Source organism: Candidatus Marsarchaeota archaeon (genome assembly GCA_023473665.1).
Lineage (GTDB): Archaea > Micrarchaeota > Micrarchaeia > Micrarchaeales > Micrarchaeaceae > JAMCYM01.
In genome coordinates this window covers 255,058-273,209 of the sequence record JAMCYM010000003.1, presented here as the reverse complement: position 1 = coordinate 273,209, position 18,152 = coordinate 255,058, and the positions used below count along the sequence as shown (strand labels likewise).

Here is an 18,152-nt window from a genome sequence, read left to right as displayed (position 1 = left end):
GACTGGATGTTATACTTATGGCCGGAAGAACGCTTAATAGATACGGGCTTGAAGGAGCGGCAAAGGTACTAATCGTTATTGGAGTGCTGCTTGTTCTCTCTGCTTGGATTGTAGGTGCGCATTATTTAGGGACCACAAGCAGGACAACGGCATTGTTCATAGCTCCGTTTGTGTTCACGTGCGTACTGGTGGTGCTCCTTCTGATAATCAGATACAGGTACACGCTATTCGAGAGATACCCATACCTTATGAACCTGCCTTCGCTGTTCTATCATATCGGGGAGCAGAAGGACGGCAAGAACAAGCAGAGCATTGCGTTCAGCATGATATTCACGGTGCACGCATTGGTAATCGCATTTTTGGGAGTGCTGAGCGTAGTTTTGACGATCAGCATAGGCTCCAGTGTCAAGGGCAGCGCCTCCCCATTCCTGTACGCATACCTTACAATAATCGTAGTTCTGGTAGCGGCGGTGCTGCTGCAGTACCGTAGGATTTACATAAGGTTCGCAAAGTGAATTCTGTAAGGCTGCAACCAAATCAGAGACTCGATGCTCCAATACGAAAGCCTTATTAATTAGTAGCATACTAAATTATTTAGTATAATACTAAATTATTGGTGGCACTGACATGGGGATAACCAGGAGAGAGAAGGACTGCCTCGCGGTGATAGCAGATGAAGGCAGCATAAAGCTCACGCGCCTGAGCAAAAGGCTAGGCATAAAGCCGTCTACCGCCTATATGCTCGTGAAAAGGCTTGCCGGGGCCGGAATGGTGAAGAGGAGCAAGGATGGCCTGGTGGAGATGACCCGGCTCGGGATGGAGGAAGAGGACGGCATAAGGTTCAGGCACAGGGTCATTGAGACGCTCCTTGCAAGAAACGGCGTCGGAGTGAAAGAGGCATGCAGCGAGTGCAACAAGCTGGACTTCCTGATAAGCAACAAGACCGCGATAAAGATCTTTGAAAAGCTGCGCGAGCCAGGGCTTTGCCCCCATGGCAAGCCGATACGGCCGGTGCGGAATTAACGTGGTGCGACATGCCTATAGCGTTAAACCTCAATTTTTGGAATCCAACCAACGTGACGATACTCGAGGCGATCATACTTTCGTACGTCCTTGGCATAATACACGGAATAACGCCCGATGAGCACACGTGGCCGATAACGTTCTCGTATGCGATAGGCAGCTACAGCGTAAAAGGAGGAGCGAAGGCAGGGCTCCTGTTCTCCACGGGCTTCACTGTGCAGCGCGCAATACTCTCTGAGATCGCATTCTTCGCACTCGCGGCTATTTTCATGTCGAACTTCGCGTTCGGCGTCACCTACATAATAGTCGGCATAGCGATGGCCGGCGCGGGGTTCTACATAGCCGGAAGGGGCAGGTACCCTCACTGGCACTACATTGAGGAGAGGCTCGGCGAGGCGCTCGGCATACACAAGCACGGCAGCAAGGAACAACACCTAGAGCTTGAGCACAAGGTAAATCCTGCACTCTGCTGCGATGACAGCATATCCACTAAGCCGGTGCCTTCAAAGCTCGCGCTCGTGCATGGCTTCATAGCGGGATTCGGATTCGGCGCATTCGCACTCATCATATACACGGTGCTCTCTCCTGCAATGCACTCAGCATGGCTGGGCTGGCTGCCTGGCGCGCTCTTCGGGCTCGGCACGATGACGATGCAGATAGCGTTCGGAGCGTTCTTCGGCGGGTACATGCGCAAGATCAAAAAGCTTACCGAGAAGGGGCTGCGCTTCGTATCCGTCTACATGTCAACTTTCGTGCTGAAGTACGGCGGGATCGTGTTCATTGTAGGAGGAGCGCTGATACTTACATTCCCGCAGATTCTCGGTTTCGCTATAGCAACTGGCATAAAGGTGCACAACCTTGACTCGCTGGGCATAGGCTTCTTCCTTGTAATAATAAGCGTAATCGTATTGGGTTATGCCGGATACGTGCTTGCGATGCGCTCGGCCAAACAGCTTGGCTATATGGGCACGGCCGCCGCAAAGCAGCAGCAGGGCGTTTGAGCAGGCAATTGGCCGAGCATAGGCATCCCTGCGCCCTTGCTACGGGGCCCTTACCGACTGTTATTTAATACTGCGATTTGCATGGATTAGCAGTGGTCCAATGTGGGGAAAGGGCAATGCGGACAACATAGACTCCCTCGTAAACGACCAGAATGAACTCGATGCCAGGGAACACCAGCAGGAAGGGCCTGGCGAGCAACGCGTCCTTGTGGGCAAGGTCGAGCACTTCTTCAGCAAAATCGGCGTGGCCGCGGTGGTGCTTACCGGGCACCTGAAGGTTGGCGACACGATAGAGGTGGTGAAGGGCGAGGCGCGGCTCAGGCAGAAGGTGTCGAGCATGCAGATAGAGAGGCAGGACGTCAGCGAGGCAAAGAATGGCGACGACGTCGGCATAAAGACCGATGAGCCGGTAGCTGAGGGCAGCCTAGTCTATGTCGTGGGGCAGGAGTAGTGCATGCATAGGCAGCAGCATGCGCGCAGGGACAGGGTGAGTGCGAATCCATTGGTGCTTTGATGGCTGAGGCAGACAGGCCTGGCAGATGGATGTATCTCAACATTCCCTACCAGATTGCGTACGGCACGCTCTCCAGCCTCGTCATACTTTACATACTTGACCTTCATGGCAGCGTCATTGACGCATCTTACGCCATAACGTTCTCGAATGCGCTGTGGGTGCTGGCGAGCATATTCTGGGGGCGGCTCATCGACACGTACAACAGGCGCCGAGTGTTCATCGCGCTCTCTTTCATCGGCCTGATAGGCTCGCTGCTCGCGATGTACGCGTTCAGGTCCATAATCATGATCATAGTGAGCTACGGCGTGCTCTCATTCATGATAACTGCCAACAGCATGCCGATGAACCTGCTCATTATGGAGACAAATTCCAAGGAGCGCTGGGCCGAGGGCTTCTCCAGGCTGCAGATGTTCATGGCGCTTGGCGGCATGGCCGGCTTCATGCTGGTGACGTTCCTATCTGGTTTCGTCGGAATCGGTATCATAATGCTCGCGCTGGTTCCGTTCGCCGTGGCTGCCCTGCTGATGACCGGGCTCATAAAAGAGCCTGCCAGGCTCCTCGAGAGGCGCTCGCTGCTTGGCAGCGTGCATGCGTTCAACAGCCATCTCATCACGTCGCGCTTCATCTTCCTGAGGAAAATGACAATCGACGGAACGAGGGCTTTCATCGCAAAGCTCTCAACGTCAAAGCTGCTCAGGATGCCCGCGAAGACCAACCTGAACATGCTGTATGCCGCGACGCTGACGTTCTACGTCAGCGCGACCATATTCAACACGGCATATCCCGCGGGCCTGCGCTTCAAGGGCCTTGACAACTTCCAGGTGCTGCTTGTGCTGCTGATGGGCTACATAATCCAGACGATGGCGTTCTACAATTCGGGCAGGTTCGCGGAGCGCAGGGGAAACAAGCTCGGAGTTGCGACGACATCGCTTGAGGTTCGCGGCGTAGGCTATGCGGCGCTGGGAGTCATATTCCTTGTGCTGGGAGGCGCTGCGAACTTCGTCGGCGGCTTCATTCTCTATCCTATTGCTGCAGGCATGGCGTACGCGCTATTTTACACAGCGTTCAACACCATACTCTTCGAGGCGCTGGGCGACGAAAAAAGGGGCAGGAAGCTCGGCGTATACAGCGGCATGGCCGGCCTTGGCTCGCTTGCCGGCGCGCTCATGGCAGGCTATCTCTCGTTCTACATAGGCTACTGGTTCGCGTTCATACTCGCGCTGGTTCCGTTCGCCGTGGCTGCCCTGCTGATGACCGGGCTCATAAAAGAGCCTGCCAGGCTCCTCGAGAGGCGCTCGCTGCTTGGCAGCGTGCATGCGTTCAACAGCCATCTCATCACGTCGCGCTTCATCTTCCTGAGGAAAATGACAATCGACGGAACGAGGGCTTTCATCGCAAAGCTCTCAACGTCAAAGCTGCTCAGGATGCCCGCGAAGACCAACCTGAACATGCTGTATGCCGCGACGCTGACGTTCTACGTCAGCGCGACCATATTCAACACGGCATATCCCGCGGGCCTGCGCTTCAAGGGCCTTGACAACTTCCAGGTGCTGCTTGTGCTGCTGATGGGCTACATAATCCAGACGATGGCGTTCTACAATTCGGGCAGGTTCGCGGAGCGCAGGGGAAACAAGCTCGGAGTTGCGACGACATCGCTTGAGGTTCGCGGCGTAGGCTATGCGGCGCTGGGAGTCATATTCCTTGTGCTGGGAGGCGCTGCGAACTTCGTCGGCGGCTTCATTCTCTATCCTATTGCTGCAGGCATGGCGTACGCGCTATTTTACACAGCGTTCAACACCATACTCTTCGAGGCGCTGGGCGACGAAAAAAGGGGCAGGAAGCTCGGCGTATACAGCGGCATGGCCGGCCTTGGCTCGCTTGCCGGCGCGCTCATGGCAGGCTATCTCTCGTTCTACATAGGCTACTGGTTCGCGTTCATACTCGCGGGCATTCTCGCCGTGGCAGCCGGCTACCTTATAGCGACGACAGTGCGCGCGAGGGCTGGCACCGCGCCATAGAGAAGACTTAAAGGCTTTGTTGGCATGTATAATGCGGTTCAATGGATGCGGAAGGGAAGATAGCGGTAATAAAGAGCTTCGCCCAGGAGATAGTCACCGAGGAGGAGCTCCGGCACCTCTTCGAGACGAAGGAGCACCCGCTGGCATATGATGGTTTCGAGCCATCCGGCCTCGCGGCCATACACTTCGGCCTGCTGCGCGCCAAGAACGTAAAGAAGATGCTTGGCATAGGCATCAGATTCAACCTCTACATAGCGGACTACTTCGCTTTCGTGAACAAGAAGCTCGGCGGCGATATAGACCACATAAGGAAGGCCGGCGAGTACTTTGTCGAGGTGTGGAAGGCCGCAGGCATAGACATGGACAAGGTGAAAGTCGTCTGGGCCAAGGACCTCATGGACAACTTCTCTTACTGGGACCGGTTCCTCACTGTTGGCAAGGCCATATCGCTTGACAGGGCAAGGCGCGCCATCACGATAATGGGCAGGAAGGAGGGCGAGGCGCTCGAAGTGGCGCAACTCTACTATCCTGCCATGCAGGTAACCGACATATTCCAGATGGACATAGACATCTGTCAGCTGGGCATCGACCAGAGGAAGGCCAACATACTCGCGAGAGAGGTGGCGCACAGGTATGGCTGGAAGGTGCCTGTGGCCGTGCATCACCCCTACCTGCTCGGCCTGAGAGGCGTGCCGCAGGGCATAAATGGCAAGGACGAGGAGGGGCTCATGAGCTTCAAGATGTCCAAATCAGACACAAACTCCTCCATATTGGTGCATGACAGCGCAGCAGACATAAAGAGGAAGATAGACTCGGCATACTGCCCGGAAAAAATCGTAGAAGGGAACCCGATCATAAACTTTATCGACATGCTTATCGTGGAAGACAAGTCAGAGCCGATTACCATAGACAGGCCACAGAAGTTCGGGGGCCAGATAGAGCTGAAGGATTTCAGCGATCTGGTAAGGCACTATGAGAAGGGGCTCATACATCCGGCCGACCTCAAGGCCTACGTAGCGGAGCAGCTCGAGAGGAAGGTCAGGCCGATAAGGGAGCACTTTGAGAAGAACGCCAAGGCGCGTGAGCTCTATGAAACAGTGAAAGGCTACCAGATAACAAAGTAGGCGTTTCCGACGGAGCAGAGGCGCAAGCCTTAAAAAGCGACGTGAATTTTACGTGGAAAGGTATAAATATCAAAAGAGAGCAACACTCACTGGGCGCGATCTCCGGCGGTTATCAGCGTTGCATGCATAATATTATGTATATGATGTTAGATAACGTACCGTGCAGGGATGGCGGAGCCTGGTCAAACGCGACGGACTCAAGATCCGTTGGCTTAGGCCTGCGGGAGTTCAAAAAAAATTGAGCAAATCTCCCTCCCTGCACTTGCGTTCAGGTGAAAAGCATGGCGAAGAACAAGGCAAGGGCTTCATCGAAGCTCAAGAAGTCAAGGATGTTCGAGATACCGAACTATGCGCAGAGCGAGGAGTTTACGAGCTCGGCAGCGTGCGCCATGATGGTATTGAAGTATGTTAACAAGAACTTCAAGTCAAAGAGGGACGAGGAGTTCAACATATGGAAGGAAGCGGTGAGCGGCAGCGTCTGGCACGGCTCCAGGTACGGCCTGGCATACGCGCTGGCCAAGCGCGGCGCAAGGCCCGAGATCATAAGCACGAACGTGAAGGACGAGGGCTACGAGAAGAAGCTCGCTGTGTATGAGGGGATAAATCTCGATACGTTGAAATCATCGTTCAACGAGATACGCGACCACGTGAAGGAAATGCACATAAGCGAGGAGCACGGCCAGGTGACCGTGAGCTCAATAAAGAAGGCGATAAACAGTAACAAGATACCAATCGTGCTGGTCAATGCGAACGTAATAAATCCGTACCTCGAGGCGTCGCCGCACTGGGTTGTCGTGAAGGGCTACGACGAGGACACGCTGTACGTCAACGATCCTTATTCAGACAGCACAATGGCCATGGAACCCAACGTCTTCAGGGACGCGATAGGCTATGAGAACGAGTCCCACATGGTTGTCGTGTCGGCGAGGAAGCGCTGAGCGTTTCGACTTTTCGATAAGTTATAACGTCATGCAAGGGCGTGCGTGAGCTGCGCATTCCTGCTATGCGGGCAGTACGGCACAAATAAGGTGGAGTTCTTAGGAGCGAGCGAACCCTCTACGAATGCGGCCTTCCGGTATTATTTGGCGCCCTGCACTATGCTTTGGGCTATGCTGCTGCCTACTGCTATGCGGCGTATAAAGCTCTGTCTCTGCACTGCCGGCGCTCTCACGCGGCTCTTTCTCGCCATCATCGCGTAGCACTCCACGCATGCCAGCCTCTCCGATAAGTTCATGCTGGACTTGCTCAGAGCCCTCGATGGCAAGACGAATTTCACTTCCGTCTTGCCTAGCTGCCTCCCGCATATTGCGCAGCTGTGTTTTGCCCCTCTCGCAGCGGCACCAATGCCGCTTACTCTAACCCCTGCCTCTCCGCTTTTCGCCATTTTGTCCCCCACTCACCCTTTCACCCTTGTTAGGGATTTTGATTTTCCACCTATTTATAACTTACAATTCCGCTAATACGCGCAAAACAAAGAAAAGCGGAATTGCGGGATTACGGCGACAAGCCCGAAAACTTGCAAGGACAAGATTTTTATATTGGTAGTTTTGGGCCATCAGCGCCTGGAAGAGGCGCGCTTCACGGCATCGCGCACCGCTTCTATGCCAGCAGCAGTCTTTATGCAGTTAGCCTCGAGGCTTGTCCTCGCCGCGATAGTGCCGGCCCGCCTTAGCTCGTCTATCACTGCGCCTATCGGCACCGACGGGATGCCCATGCTCTTGGTGATATATGGCAGGCTGTAGTAAAGCGGCACGTCAGGTTCGCTGGCCATCATGGACGCGAACTTCCGGTCCGGAGCCGGAATGCCTTCGTCAGTTGTATACTCAATAAGCGCCTTCGATGCGGCTGTGCTTCTCAGCGCGCCCAGCCAGAGAGGCCCTGCACCCTCGACTTCCGCACCGCAGAAGCCGCACATCTGCTTCTCCGGAACGCGCCCCTTCACATAGAAGGCGTTGCAGCATTTCCTGCAATAGTATGCGTAGCCTATTTCCTTAGCGGTAGCATCGACGCTCTTCGCTCCGTGCCTGAGCACCAACATAGCCCGCATGTAATGCATGTAGGTGAACGCGAGCTCCACGTCTATGCCGAGATCATACTGTGCGGCTGTGCGCGCCACATATCCTATTAGTATACGGAGGCCGGTCTCGTGCGACAGTACATTGTGCATAGGCAAAGCGTCGTACATGCGAACGCACGCCTTGGCGTGGGCGCCGCAAAGGACTGCAGTATCGGTGGCAGTGACGAAGAATGCCGTGTGGTCCTTTGCAAGTTTGAGCATGTCGTGTATGTAAGGGGCTGCGCTCCCGAACGGATCCAGGTCTATGAGGTCGAACCTTTCATGCGATGTATTGGCAAATTCCTGAACGCTTGTGTTCAGTGCCCTAGCATCAACGCCGCGCGGCATGCCCTTGACGTTCAGCTTCAGGTCCTTGTAAGCAGATTTGTTTATCTCCAGGAAGGTGGCACTTCCGGCACGTGCTTCGAGCGCGTAGCGCATGCCGCGTATGCCTGTTGCAGCGGTAGGGTCTAGCACAGAGTAATGATTTGGCAATAATCGCACGGCCAGAGCCGTGCCGATGTCGCGCGTGAACCTTGCGTGCGGGTTGATGAAAGCCTTGGAGTGGTAGCGTATTACCGCCTTGCCCTCTTTGTATGTCATTCAATCCCCTCCATAGCCTTTAGCGCGTCTATGAGCCCGTGGGCGTATGCTATTGCTGAAAACGATGTGTATAGGTCTCCCTTGTCCAGGAAGCTCCTTGAGTCAGAGGCGTACATCTTCGCGAGCTCTAGCACCTTGGCCTGGCCGCCCGGCTGCGCTTTGATGCCGCGCACCGACTCTTCGAACAGCGCAAGGTCCTTCTCTATGCGCTTCCTAACCTGCGCATCGTCTTCCAATGCCTCACCTAAGCAAGTTTTTTAATATGAGCTTGGCTATAAATAACGGTGTCTTGATGCCTGACAACTGGAGCGAGCCTGCCGGGATTCTCATAGACTCGGTAGAGCCCACAGTGAAGCAGAAATACAACATGTCGCTGCGCGGCCTCCTTGCCAGTCCTGGCAGGTATTCCGGCACGGCCAACCTCAATACGACCATTGACAACATACGCGAGGACATAGACAACTACGTCTCTGAGACCATAGACAGCATGCCAGAGGAGCGCAAGAGCTTCGAGAGTGATGCGCTGAAGTGCGATTCCATAACCAAGCAGCTCGGCCAGAACATCTCGCTGCAGGCCAAGCAGAACAGCGTGCCAATGATAAAGCCTGACGCGATGGACAGGGACGAGACGCGCGACGAGGTGTTCTACATAAGCAGCGTCGACAACTCAGTGCTGTCTCTGGTGCAGAAGCTCGTGGCCGCGTCGACTGTCGTGGCGGACTTCAGCCGCACGTACAGGAACTACAACATAGGCGAATGGCTTTTCAGCACGAACGCAAAGAACTACGTGATAAGGGTGAATCTGCAGCCGAACGCAATAGTGACGATAGATGCGGCGCGCGACGAGGTCAACGGCCTGCTCGACGGAGTGATGACCTTTGCCTCGAAGTAATGGCAGCAGGCTTGTGGTCGTGGTTACAGGCACGCCCGGCACGGGCAAGAGCACATTCGCAAGGACGCTTGCCCTGCACATAGAAAATCCTTCGGTCATAGAGATAAACGATGTTGCAAGGGAGCTTGGGCTCTATACAGGCAAAACGTGGCACGGCTCCAAGGAAGTTGACATGAAAAGGCTCGCCAGCGCAGTGAAGAGGCGCATAGGCGCGGCGAAAGGGCTTGCCGTAGTGGTAGGCCATCTGGCTCCGGATCTCGGCATAAAGTGCGACATTGCCGTAATCACAAGGTTGAGCCTGAAGAGGCTTGTCGTGAGGCTAGCTGCAAGGAAATACCATGCAGAGAAAATAAGGGAGAACATAATCTCTGAGGCCCTCGACTACTGCGGATTGTCGATGGATGGACTGGCCAGCGAAATTTATGAGATTGAGGAGCGGAGCGAGTATGAACTTGTCAAACGTTACATAACTCTAAGGGCTTCGGGAAAGAAGGCAACGGCCCCGAAGCTGAAATCACACGACAAAATCAGAGCGCTTGCAGGCATGGCAAGGAGCGGCAACAGGTACAAGCTCTGACTTATACGTTCATCTTTATCTCGTACGCGAGGCGCAGCATCTTAGCGTATCTCTCCGGCAGTGCGCCGATAAAGAGGTGCGCGTGCTTCTTGCCTATGTGCGACGGGAAGCCGAACTTACTATCTGTTAGGAGACGAGACAGCAGTTCATGAGCATTTGGAAACTGGGCGCTCTCCAGCGAGAAGAGGCGCTCGCCCTCGATCGAGACATTTGATCCGTGCTTGTGCTTCTTGTAGAAAAGCTCTGCACCCTCGGCCATGCCGACTGGTGGGCCTTCCACCACCCTCGCATTCATTTCCGTCCTGTTAGTGACGAACGACATTATCGCTTCGTTGCCGTCCATGTACTGCAGTGAAAGCAACGGCTTGAAGCCCTCGCTCTCCATCCTTCCGGAAATCGACCCGGCAAGGCGCTTGAGCTGCGGCCAGAGCGTGTCTTCTGATATGCTCGGCAGCTTTACAGCTATCGTGTGGACGTCGAAGCCATAGCTCTTGATGAGCTGCGAGAGCCATGCACGAGAAGCGATATCTGCAATCTTCGGTCCATAGAATGATTTGACGGAAGGGCTGCGCAGCAGCATCCTAGACGCCATCACCAGCCTGGAGAGAGACTCGATTGAGACATTGGCCGCGACATTCCTGTTGCTGTCCGTCGGGTCTATGACTATGAACCGCGAGCCAAAGCGCTTGAGCGCAGCCTCGACTTCTCTGCTGTCAGTGACCTCCTTGTTGCCCAGTATGCGTATCACGAGAGGGAGCTTCAGGGCGGAGAGCTTCTCTATTGCGGCAATGAATGAACCGTAATGATATATGAGAAGCTCGCAGAGATAGCCGGAGAAACCAGAGACGCGCGCCTCGGCGCGTGCTTCTTGCCTATGTGCGACGGGAAGCCGAACTTACTATCTGTTAGGAGACGAGACAGCAGTTCATGAGCATTTGGAAACTGGGCGCTCTCCAGCGAGAAGAGGCGCTCGCCCTCGATCGAGACATTTGATCCGTGCTTGTGCTTCTTGTAGAAAAGCTCTGCACCCTCGGCCATGCCGACTGGTGGGCCTTCCACCACCCTCGCATTCATTTCCGTCCTGTTAGTGACGAACGACATTATCGCTTCGTTGCCGTCCATGTACTGCAGTGAAAGCAACGGCTTGAAGCCCTCGCTCTCCATCCTTCCGGAAATCGACCCGGCAAGGCGCTTGAGCTGCGGCCAGAGCGTGTCTTCTGATATGCTCGGCAGCTTTACAGCTATCGTGTGGACGTCGAAGCCATAGCTCTTGATGAGCTGCGAGAGCCATGCACGAGAAGCGATATCTGCAATCTTCGGTCCATAGAATGATTTGACGGAAGGGCTGCGCAGCAGCATCCTAGACGCCATCACCAGCCTGGAGAGAGACTCGATTGAGACATTGGCCGCGACATTCCTGTTGCTGTCCGTCGGGTCTATGACTATGAACCGCGAGCCAAAGCGCTTGAGCGCAGCCTCGACTTCTCTGCTGTCAGTGACCTCCTTGTTGCCCAGTATGCGTATCACGAGAGGGAGCTTCAGGGCGGAGAGCTTCTCTATTGCGGCAATGAATGAACCGTAATGATATATGAGAAGCTCGCAGAGATAGCCGGAGAAACCAGAGACGCGCGCCTCGGCGCCGTATATCCTGTGGCTGTCAAGGAAATGCTTGAGCAGCCTTACGTCATCGAGCTGGCGCACGCCCAGGTGCGCCTTCACGAACTCGTTGTGGAGCTGCGTGCGGTCCACCGATGTGCCCATGTCGCCCGCGTCGCGTATCTTGAATGCCGGCACTATGTCGGCAGTGAATCCAAGTTTTCTGTTTATGAGCTTGAGGTAGGGATGCTCCGCATAGTTTATCTCGTAGCTTTCGCCGTCCTTCCTTGACACGATCTTCTTTGCGACCCTGAGCGCCTCTGCTTCCATGGTGCGCTCCTGCACGCCCTTCGGGAAGAGCAGGAATATGTCTATGTCAGACGCGCCGCGTATCTGCGTGCCGCGCGCAACAGAGCCCGCGAGTATTATCTCGACGTCTTTTGGCAGGACGCGCCTCAGCCTGCCCATCAGCTCGTTCGAGTACCTGCTGGCAGCTGCTATTTCGGACTCGGAAGGGCGTATGTCAGCTACAATCCTGGAGAGAAGTGCTGCGAGCTTCTTATCATGCCCTTTTCCACCTGCCATAGTGTCACGCTTAATGTATTGCACCGCAGTATTTTAAAACAGGCACTACTGCGCTTCCAGCGCGCCGCGTAAATATTTTTCTGTGCGATTAAGAGTGTGATTTGATGGCAGACACTCTCGATAGGAATAAGACCGCGCTTGTCGTGATAGATATACAGAAGGGAATAGCAGGTATGGCAAGGCAGCTTGCACCGCACAGCGCAAATGAGGTTGTGGCGAACGTAGCGAAGCTCGTCAGCAAGTTCAGGGAGGCCAGAGCGCCAGTGTTCCTGGTGCATGTTACAAGCATCGACGGCAAGGATACGCTCTCACCCATAGCTGACCAGAAGATGCAGTGGCAGGGCGAGAGGCCCGCTGATTGGGCCGACTTCATGGACGAGATAAAGCCAGTGCAGGGCGACATAGTAATAACCAAGAGGCAGTGGGGCGCATTCCACGGCACGGAGCTTGACCTGCAGCTCAGGCGCAGGGGCATAGACACGATTGTACTGTGCGGCATATCGACGAACATAGGCGTTGAGACCACTGCGAGGGAGGCCTACCAGCACGGCTACAACCAGGTGTTCGCTGTCGACGCTATGTCAGCAACCACGGAAGAGGAGCACAACGCAACGCTGAAGTTCATATTCCCGCGGATAGGCAGGCTCAGGACCACAGAGCAGATAATCGGCATGTTAGGGTAGAGCATGCAGAAGAGAAAACGCGTTACCGGGATTAGACTAGAAACTCACTTGGCCAGGTCGTCAAGCCCCATGTACAGGATGATCAGCCCTATGAGCCCTATGAAGATCGAGAGTATGGCGCCCACCTCGACCATTGAGTTGTTGTACTGCGAGCCCAGCCTGTAGAGCGTGAGTAGCTCGGCCAGCAGGCCTATGGCGCCGATAATAAGTCCGACGACTATGCAAATAAACCCGATTGCCATAAACTGACCGACGTAAGCTGGCGGGTATGTGGATATGGGCAGGAGCAGTGCCGCGAACACAAGTGTAAGGACAAATCCTATGATACCAATCAGCGCCCCGATGTGGCCGAGACGGTATCTGCGGTCCTTAGAGGCAAGGGCCCTAAACCCGGTGCGCAGCTCAAGCAGCGCCGCCGCCCACAATATCAGCCCTATCGCGAGGGTGGCGAAGAATGGGATGAAGACCCATATAGCAGAAATGCCTGACGGCGAGCTTGATGCGATACCCGACGTGGTGCCTGTCGTTGCGTTGATGCTTGCAAGACCCAAAAACACAGTAGAAGCGATGGCGCTGATATAGAGCATGGCGGCCGCAGCTATTATGACTAAGCTGGCTATGATGCCCAGCAATGTGCCTAAGCGAAGCTTGTCTATACCTGGAACCGGGCGAGCCGGTGCTGCGCCGCGGGCGCTGCCAGATTTGGAGGATGCCATTTTCGATCACATGCCGGTTCCTGCCTTAACGCTGCATTTACTGGCCTGCTGCGCCCTGACCAGAACTTGGCGTACCGCGCTGTGCGTCCTTCAGCCCTATGTACAGCAGTATCACGCCTATGAACGGTATCAGCAGGTAGAGTATTGCTCCGGCCTTCACTATTCCGCTGTTGGAATCCGAGCCGATTCGGTAGAACCCTACCACCAGCAGTATTGTGCCGATGAAGGCAAGCAGTCCGCCTATGCCGAACAGCGCCAGGGCAGCCAAGCTGCCGCCTATGCCTACTCCCACTGCGCTGAGGCCGCTGCTGGGCGATGCAGACGAAAGCGACAGAAGAGAGACGAATATGACAATCACTGCAAGCACAACTAGTATGATGCCGATTAGGTCAAGGAGCGCGCCCGTAGCGCCCAGCTTGTAGTTGCTGTTGCTGCGCGCCAGGATAGAGAACCCGGACCTCATGTAAAAGACCGCAAGTATTGCAAGCACAAGGCCGATTATAAAAATTGCCAGATAGGGTATGAGCGCAGCAAAGTTAGATGTGACCGGAACTGCGCCGCCGCCCAACGCCTGCGAAACCCCGTAGATGTAGCCAACAATGCCGAGTATAGACCCGATCAGGTACAGCAGCATAGCTGTTCTCAATTTCCCAATTCCAGACGTGTCGGACATAGTTTAACCTTCAAAGGATAAGTATAAAAGGTTTGACCTTAGTCGGAACGGCTTGTTGAGTACGATGCAAGCAAGTAATAAATACGCTCGCGCTTCATATACCAAAGTTAGAACCGGGCCCTTGGCTCAGTAGCAGAGCACCTCGTTCGCAACGAGGGGGTCGCGGGTGCAAATCCCGCAGGGTCCACTCATATTACTTAGTGGTCCGATGGCTGATGATGGCGGCGTTACAGAAACGCTTCATGGAATAAAAATAACTGATGAGTATAGGTGGCTAGAGGACGCCGGTAGCGCAAGAACTAAGGAATTCGTGGATGGGCAGGACAAGCGCGCCATGAATCTCCTCAGCGGGCTGCCGCTCAGAGACAGAATAAGGGACAGGATACTTGAATTGACAGATATAGATTTTTTTGGAGTCTTCAGGCCGTACAAGCTCGGCGATGGGCGGGCCAGATATCGATATTTCCAGACCAGAAAAAGGCCCGGGCAGAAATTCGCTGCTATTTATTATAGAGACGGCCTTGAGGGTAAAGAAAGGCTGGCTCTTGATCCTAACACATTCAGCGAGGACGGCACCCTCTCCCTGCAGAGCATGTACATCTCAAGGGACGGGGGCAAGATAGCATATTCAGTCTCTAAGGGAGGCAGTGACAGAGGCGACACGTACGTGCTGGACCTGAATTCAGGCAAGAAGATGCCCGATGTCATCAGCGACGTCAGATATTTAGAAGCCGCATGGCTGCCAGACGGATCAGGCTTCTATTATACTAGGGGAAACGATCCCAACAGCGAGGTGGACAGAAAGTATGCGTACAGAGTCTACTTCCACAGGCTCGGAACTGATTCGGGCAGCGACACACCGCTCTTTGAAAAGGACATCCAGACGTTCATTGTTGATGTGTACGTGCCGAGGCACTCGAACTATTTGTTTATATACAAATCAACCGGATGGTCGAAGACTGACATCTATTATAAGGACCTTGACTCAGATTCCGGGATAATGCCCTTTGTTGTAGGGTTGGATGCGAAGTCAAGAGTGCTGGATGTCGTAGGGGGCTCAATATATATGCTAACGGACTACGAGGCACCGAACGGCAGGGTTGTGAAATTCAAAATTGACAATCCAGGAGTAGAGGGATGGCAAGAGGTATTGAAAGAGAGCGATGGCGTCCTCGATGAATTTGTAGTGTCTGGCGACAGGGCTATTGCCATTTACTTGGACAATGTTAACGAAAGGATATTTGTCTGCGACGCAGATGGCAAGAACCTGAAAGAAGTTGAGTTGCCATCTATCGGGGTCGTCTCTGGAATGGCTGTAGAACCTGACGGAACTAGAGCGTTCCTAATACACGAATCGACAATAAAACCCGCTACCCACTACATGCTTGATATAGGAAAACCTTCTTTGGAGGAACTTGAACGATCCAAGGCTAACATTGACAGCGACGACTTTGAGCTTAAGCAGGTATGGTACAAGTCGAGAGACGGCACTGAAATACCTATGTCGGTCGCAAACAAAAGAGGGCTTGCCTTAGATGGCAAAAATCCAGTGCTATTGACGGGCTATGGAGGATTTGCAGTCCCCGAACTGCCGGTTTTCAGTTCGTTGTACATGGCGCTTATCGAGCATGGCGTCGTCTGCGCCTCCGCCAACATTAGAGGCGGCGGAGAATTCGGGGAGAAATGGCACAGGGCCGGAATGCTAGAGAACAAGCAGAACACCTTCGATGACTTTATTTGTGCGGCGGAATTTCTGATCGCGAACAAGTACACTAGCAAGGACAGGCTGGCCATTATTGGAGGGAGCAACGGCGGACTGCTCGTCGCCGCATGCATGGTGCAGCGGCCTGACCTGTTCGAGGTGGTTGTCTGCTCAGCGCCGCTTCTTGATATGATAAGGTTTCCCAAATTCGCTGGCGGACAGCTGTGGATAAGCGAGTATGGGAACCCTGAAAAGGAGGATGAATTTAAGTACCTGCTCAAGTATTCGCCCTACCATAACCTGAAGAAGGGCCAGCGCTATCCCCCTATATTGTTCATGTCTGCAGAGAACGATGACCGCGTCGACCCGATGCACGCACGGAAAATGGCGGCTAAGATGCTTGATTATAATAGGGACGGCCTGGTGCTTATCAAGACGGAAAGGAACCTCGGGCATGGGGCTGGCGCAACCGTCGCCACTTATGCTGAGTCTGCGGCAGACAAAGCAGCGTTCGTTCTTTGGCGGCTTGGCGTTGAAAAATGATTCAAGCCGTGGCATTTAATGGCTGCATCAGCCTGACATTCCGAAATCAATAAAATGCTTGGGTGGCAATCTGGCATGTATTGGTTTTGGTGTTCTTATGGCTGAGAGCGTTTCTGTCAGGATAGGGGGTGCGAATGGCGACGGCATTGATTCTACAGGGCAGCTCCTTGCAAGGCTGCTCGGGCACAGCGGGCTCCATGTCTTCGCGTACAGGGGTTACCAGTCGGTCATACGCGGTGGCAACGTCTGGCAGCAGGTCCGCGCCTCGCCAGACAAGCTTTATTCGTACGGCGACAGTATAGACGTGCTCATAGCGCTCACCAAGGACTCGTTGGAGAGCAACATGCGCCTCGTCGCAAAGAACGGCATTGTAGTATACGACAGCAAAGTGCCGGGCATCGAGGAAGCAGCCAGGGCGAGGCAGGATGTACAGGCAGTGAGCATGCCGCTCACAGACATGGCGGTGCAGAGCGGCGGCTCTTTCATCTACAGGAACAGCGTGGCGATAGGCTTCGTCTGCAAGCTCATCGGCGTTGACAGGGACGTAATAGACAAGGCCGTGGCCAACGCATTCAGGCTAAAGCCAGATATCGTCAAACCGAATGTCGATGCCGTCAATCTCGGCTACGGCTTCGAGTCCAATGTTGCGCTTGGCAAAAAGATTGAGATCGCGAGCGCGCCGAAGGCGCGCTACCTCATTGACGGGAACGAGGCGCTGGCTCTTGGGGCATATGCAGCGGGCTGCAAGTTCTATGCCGCATATCCGATGACGCCCGCCAGCAGCATACTCGAATGGTTTGCCAAGCACGAGAATCTCGGCGTTCTGTTCAAGCAAACAGAGGACGAGATAGCAGCCATAAACATGACGATAGGCGCGGCGAGCGCGGGAGTGCGCGCGATGTGCGGCACCAGCGGCGGCGGCTTCTCGCTCATGGTAGAGGCGCTGGGCCTTGCTGGCATGATAGAGGCGCCGATAGTCGTTGTTGAATCGCAGAGGAGCGGGCCAAGCACAGGCCTTCCAACAAAGACGGAGCAGGGCGACCTGCTTTTCGTGATGCACGCCTCGCAGGGTGAATTCCCGAGAATAGTCGTGGCACCACGCAGCATAGAGGAATGCTTTTATGTTGGCGCCAACGCCTTCAACCTAGCTGAAAAGTACCAGTGCCCGGTAATAGTTCTGATGGACCTGTTCCTGTCAGAGCATATGGAGAGCATAGACATGGACCAGGGTAGGATAACAGTTGACAGGGGGCTTGTTGTGACGGATGCGCCGAAAGATGGCAGGTTCAAGAGATACGCGCTCACCGAGAACGGCATATCTCCGAGATCGATACCAGGCACGAAGGGCAATGCGTTCGTGGCCGCAAGCGACGAGCACGACGAGTACGGCAACCTGATCAGCGACGTGCTGGTCGGCCTTGAGGAGTATACCAAGCTCAGGAAGAGGATGCACGACAAGCGCATGCACAAGCTCGACACGATGCTCAACGACGGCACAATAGAGATGCCGCTTGTTGTCAACAGCAACGCAGACATATTCATAGTGACGTTCGGCTCGACCACTGAGAGCGCGACAGAGGCGCTGCAGCTGCTCAATGCACAGGGAGCCAATGCAGGGATGATATCGTTCGCTTACCTGCTGCCGATGGATGCAGGAAAAGTAAAGGCGCTGCTTTCCGGCAAGCGGCTTGTGGACGTCGAGTGCAACGCGACAGCGCAGCTCGCGAAGGTGATCGAGATGAACACCGGCATCGAGATAAAGGACCGCGTGCTGAAGTACGATGGCGAGGCGATAACCGCCAGCGAGATCGCAGAAGGCGTGCTCGGTTATGCTAAAAGATGATCA

At 54.5% G+C, this 18,152-nt stretch carries 19 protein-coding genes and 2 tRNA genes; 14 read left to right on the top strand and 7 right to left on the bottom strand.

Annotated elements, in window-relative coordinates:
- Window positions 1-17: 17 nt before the first annotated feature.
- The 8 genes from M1158_04325 (at window position 18) to M1158_04290 (ending at window position 6,618) form a co-directional block, all read left to right on the top strand.
- Window positions 18-515 (top strand): hypothetical protein, encoded by a 498-nt coding sequence (locus M1158_04325; GenBank protein ID MCL5100309.1) that lies wholly within the window; start codon window positions 18-20, stop codon window positions 513-515.
- 112 nt (window positions 516-627) lie between these two features.
- Entirely contained in the window at window positions 628-1,023 is a 396-nt protein-coding gene (locus M1158_04320) for a metal-dependent transcriptional regulator (GenBank protein MCL5100308.1), read from the top strand.
- An 11-nt stretch (window positions 1,024-1,034) separates the two neighbouring features.
- A complete protein-coding gene (locus tag M1158_04315; protein ID MCL5100307.1) occupies window positions 1,035-2,024 on the top strand; it encodes a hypothetical protein in 990 nt (329 codons plus the stop codon).
- A 100-nt stretch (window positions 2,025-2,124) separates the two neighbouring features.
- Entirely contained in the window at window positions 2,125-2,475 is a 351-nt protein-coding gene (locus tag M1158_04310; protein ID MCL5100306.1) for a translation elongation factor-like protein, read from the top strand.
- A gap of 62 nt (window positions 2,476-2,537) precedes the next feature.
- On the top strand, window positions 2,538-4,556 hold the full coding sequence (locus M1158_04305) for an MFS transporter (protein ID MCL5100305.1): 2,019 nt from the start codon (window positions 2,538-2,540) through the stop codon (window positions 4,554-4,556).
- A gap of 41 nt (window positions 4,557-4,597) precedes the next feature.
- Window positions 4,598-5,680, top strand: coding sequence for a tyrosine--tRNA ligase (locus M1158_04300; protein ID MCL5100304.1), 1,083 nt, complete (start codon window positions 4,598-4,600; stop codon window positions 5,678-5,680).
- Between the two features lie 162 nt (window positions 5,681-5,842).
- Window positions 5,843-5,941: transfer RNA gene (locus M1158_04295), tRNA-Leu, on the top strand.
- 20 nt (window positions 5,942-5,961) lie between these two features.
- Window positions 5,962-6,618: a peptidase C39 family protein gene (locus tag M1158_04290; protein MCL5100303.1), complete on the top strand. Its 657-nt coding sequence runs from the start codon at window positions 5,962-5,964 to the stop codon at window positions 6,616-6,618.
- Between the two features lie 140 nt (window positions 6,619-6,758).
- Here the strand turns inward: M1158_04290 and M1158_04285 are convergent, their stop codons facing one another.
- The 3 genes from M1158_04285 to M1158_04275 all read right to left on the bottom strand — a co-directional run bounded on the left by M1158_04285 (window position 6,759) and on the right by M1158_04275 (window position 8,575).
- Entirely contained in the window at window positions 6,759-7,064 is a 306-nt protein-coding gene (locus M1158_04285) for a hypothetical protein (protein ID MCL5100302.1), read from the bottom strand.
- A 171-nt stretch (window positions 7,065-7,235) separates the two neighbouring features.
- Entirely contained in the window at window positions 7,236-8,339 is a 1,104-nt protein-coding gene (locus tag M1158_04280; GenBank protein MCL5100301.1) for a hypothetical protein, read from the bottom strand.
- Window positions 8,336-8,575 (bottom strand): DUF357 domain-containing protein, encoded by a 240-nt coding sequence (locus M1158_04275; GenBank protein MCL5100300.1) that lies wholly within the window; start codon window positions 8,573-8,575, stop codon window positions 8,336-8,338. Before M1158_04275 ends, M1158_04280 begins: the two co-directional genes overlap by 4 nt.
- Before the next feature lie 56 nt (window positions 8,576-8,631).
- Here M1158_04275 and M1158_04270 point away from each other — a divergent pair, with 56 nt between their 5' ends.
- Window positions 8,632-9,231: a hypothetical protein gene (locus M1158_04270; protein ID MCL5100299.1), complete on the top strand. Its 600-nt coding sequence runs from the start codon at window positions 8,632-8,634 to the stop codon at window positions 9,229-9,231.
- The gene (locus M1158_04265) at window positions 9,218-9,808 is read left to right on the top strand and encodes an AAA family ATPase (protein ID MCL5100298.1); all 591 of its coding nucleotides are present in this window, start codon (window positions 9,218-9,220) and stop codon (window positions 9,806-9,808) included. Before M1158_04270 ends, M1158_04265 begins: the two co-directional genes overlap by 14 nt.
- 1 nt (window position 9,809) lies before the next feature.
- Here M1158_04265 and M1158_04260 read toward each other — a convergent pair whose 3' ends face one another.
- Together M1158_04260 and cca are read right to left on the bottom strand one after the other, a co-directional pair.
- On the bottom strand, window positions 9,810-10,619 hold the full coding sequence (locus M1158_04260; protein ID MCL5100297.1) for a hypothetical protein: 810 nt from the start codon (window positions 10,617-10,619) through the stop codon (window positions 9,810-9,812).
- The gene (gene cca / locus M1158_04255) at window positions 10,586-11,989 is read right to left on the bottom strand and encodes a CCA tRNA nucleotidyltransferase (protein ID MCL5100296.1); all 1,404 of its coding nucleotides are present in this window, start codon (window positions 11,987-11,989) and stop codon (window positions 10,586-10,588) included. Before cca ends, M1158_04260 begins: the two co-directional genes overlap by 34 nt.
- A 104-nt stretch (window positions 11,990-12,093) precedes the next feature.
- On the opposite strand from cca, the gene M1158_04250 reads away from it, so the two are divergent.
- Window positions 12,094-12,672 carry a hydrolase gene (locus tag M1158_04250; GenBank protein MCL5100295.1) on the top strand — a complete coding sequence of 193 codons (579 nt, stop codon included), beginning with the start codon at window positions 12,094-12,096 and terminating at the stop codon, window positions 12,670-12,672.
- Between the two features lie 44 nt (window positions 12,673-12,716).
- Here M1158_04250 and M1158_04245 read toward each other — a convergent pair whose 3' ends face one another.
- Both M1158_04245 and M1158_04240 read right to left on the bottom strand, forming a co-directional pair.
- Window positions 12,717-13,388, bottom strand: a complete 672-nt coding sequence (locus M1158_04245; GenBank protein ID MCL5100294.1) for a DUF973 family protein — start codon at window positions 13,386-13,388, stop codon at window positions 12,717-12,719.
- A 37-nt stretch (window positions 13,389-13,425) separates the two neighbouring features.
- Window positions 13,426-14,061, bottom strand: coding sequence for a DUF973 family protein (locus M1158_04240; GenBank protein ID MCL5100293.1), 636 nt, complete (start codon window positions 14,059-14,061; stop codon window positions 13,426-13,428).
- A 115-nt stretch (window positions 14,062-14,176) separates the two neighbouring features.
- Between M1158_04240 and M1158_04235 the strand changes: the two genes are divergently transcribed.
- The 3 genes from M1158_04235 (at window position 14,177) to M1158_04225 (ending at window position 18,149) form a co-directional block, all read left to right on the top strand.
- Window positions 14,177-14,248, top strand: a tRNA-Ala gene (locus M1158_04235).
- A gap of 21 nt (window positions 14,249-14,269) precedes the next feature.
- Complete coding sequence (locus M1158_04230; GenBank protein MCL5100292.1) at window positions 14,270-16,306, top strand: prolyl oligopeptidase family serine peptidase; 2,037 nt, start codon at window positions 14,270-14,272, stop codon at window positions 16,304-16,306.
- Between the two features lie 97 nt (window positions 16,307-16,403).
- Window positions 16,404-18,149 (top strand): 2-oxoacid:acceptor oxidoreductase subunit alpha, encoded by a 1,746-nt coding sequence (locus M1158_04225; protein MCL5100291.1) that lies wholly within the window; start codon window positions 16,404-16,406, stop codon window positions 18,147-18,149.
- Window positions 18,150-18,152 lie beyond the last annotated feature (3 nt).

Coding starts and splice junctions, on each gene's coding strand:
- M1158_04230 (MCL5100292.1), top strand. CDS start 14,270: ATGGCTGATGATGGCGGCGTTACAGAAACGCTTCATGGAATAAAAATA.
- M1158_04300 (MCL5100304.1), top strand. CDS start 4,598: ATGGATGCGGAAGGGAAGATAGCGGTAATAAAGAGCTTCGCCCAGGAG.
- M1158_04225 (MCL5100291.1), top strand. CDS start 16,404: ATGGCTGAGAGCGTTTCTGTCAGGATAGGGGGTGCGAATGGCGACGGC.
- M1158_04270 (MCL5100299.1), top strand. CDS start 8,632: ATGCCTGACAACTGGAGCGAGCCTGCCGGGATTCTCATAGACTCGGTA.
- M1158_04285 (MCL5100302.1), bottom strand. CDS start 7,064: ATGGCGAAAAGCGGAGAGGCAGGGGTTAGAGTAAGCGGCATTGGTGCC.
- cca (MCL5100296.1), bottom strand. CDS start 11,989: ATGGCAGGTGGAAAAGGGCATGATAAGAAGCTCGCAGCACTTCTCTCC.
- M1158_04320 (MCL5100308.1), top strand. CDS start 628: ATGGGGATAACCAGGAGAGAGAAGGACTGCCTCGCGGTGATAGCAGAT.
- M1158_04290 (MCL5100303.1), top strand. CDS start 5,962: ATGGCGAAGAACAAGGCAAGGGCTTCATCGAAGCTCAAGAAGTCAAGG.
- M1158_04315 (MCL5100307.1), top strand. CDS start 1,035: ATGCCTATAGCGTTAAACCTCAATTTTTGGAATCCAACCAACGTGACG.
- M1158_04325 (MCL5100309.1), top strand. CDS start 18: ATGGCCGGAAGAACGCTTAATAGATACGGGCTTGAAGGAGCGGCAAAG.
- M1158_04240 (MCL5100293.1), bottom strand. CDS start 14,061: ATGTCCGACACGTCTGGAATTGGGAAATTGAGAACAGCTATGCTGCTG.
- M1158_04305 (MCL5100305.1), top strand. CDS start 2,538: ATGGCTGAGGCAGACAGGCCTGGCAGATGGATGTATCTCAACATTCCC.
- M1158_04245 (MCL5100294.1), bottom strand. CDS start 13,388: ATGGCATCCTCCAAATCTGGCAGCGCCCGCGGCGCAGCACCGGCTCGC.
- M1158_04280 (MCL5100301.1), bottom strand. CDS start 8,339: ATGACATACAAAGAGGGCAAGGCGGTAATACGCTACCACTCCAAGGCT.
- M1158_04250 (MCL5100295.1), top strand. CDS start 12,094: ATGGCAGACACTCTCGATAGGAATAAGACCGCGCTTGTCGTGATAGAT.
- M1158_04310 (MCL5100306.1), top strand. CDS start 2,125: ATGTGGGGAAAGGGCAATGCGGACAACATAGACTCCCTCGTAAACGAC.